At 49.2% G+C, this 602-nt stretch carries 1 protein-coding gene; it reads right to left on the bottom strand.

The features are described from left to right. Positions 1-8: 8 nt before the first annotated feature. Entirely contained in the window at positions 9-590 is a 582-nt protein-coding gene (locus ACFINZ_RS11635; RefSeq protein ID WP_375701602.1) for a phage protein Gp27 family protein, read from the bottom strand. Positions 591-602: the final 12 nt, after the last annotated feature.

The raw sequence follows: 602 nt of genomic DNA, 5'->3' as shown, positions 1-602 counted from the left end.
AGGGCTGTTCAGCCATGTTTTACCCCCAACACCTGCGCACGAATAGCTCGCGCTGTTTCTTCTGAGAGCCCCGCCGCTGCTGCTGCTGCGTCAACCGCTTTGCTTGCTTTGCTGGTAAAATCCTTCTCTAATCTTTGCCGTCTGGTGGTCGACAAATGTTCAGCCGCCAACACGCCTTTAAGCGCATTGGCCAATTCTTGTGCCGCTTTTGGTGAAAGGTTTTTCCCGCTGCTCAACGTTGAAAAAATCAACTCCTTAATCGCTGCCGCCGTCAAAAGAGTGATATTATCAGAAGCTTTAGCATCAAAGCGCTGCGAGAGGCTTGCTGCAATTTCTCTTGTCTGTTCTAGGCGCCGTGACATCACGGCTAGCCGCAAAGAATACCGATTAAAACTGGAAAAGGAGGGTATAGAAAAGCTGAGACCCGTTTCCTTTCGTAAAGCCTTCAAAGCTGCTTTAAATTCATCATAAATGGCTTTTTGCGTCTTCTCACGCCCATTTAAAGCCTCAGCCGCCTCTGCAATGATTTGATCACAAGCTTGCGGCAATAAATCAATCGCCGTTAAACGTCCACGCCCGACCTTGCGCATCCTTCACCTCGT

The sequence above is a fragment of the Bartonella sp. AA81SXKL genome (assembly GCF_042196945.1).
Lineage (GTDB): Bacteria > Pseudomonadota > Alphaproteobacteria > Rhizobiales > Rhizobiaceae > Bartonella.
This window is presented reverse-complemented; position numbering and strand designations above follow the sequence as displayed.

Coding starts and splice junctions, on each gene's coding strand:
- ACFINZ_RS11635 (WP_375701602.1), bottom strand. CDS start 590: ATGCGCAAGGTCGGGCGTGGACGTTTAACGGCGATTGATTTATTGCCG.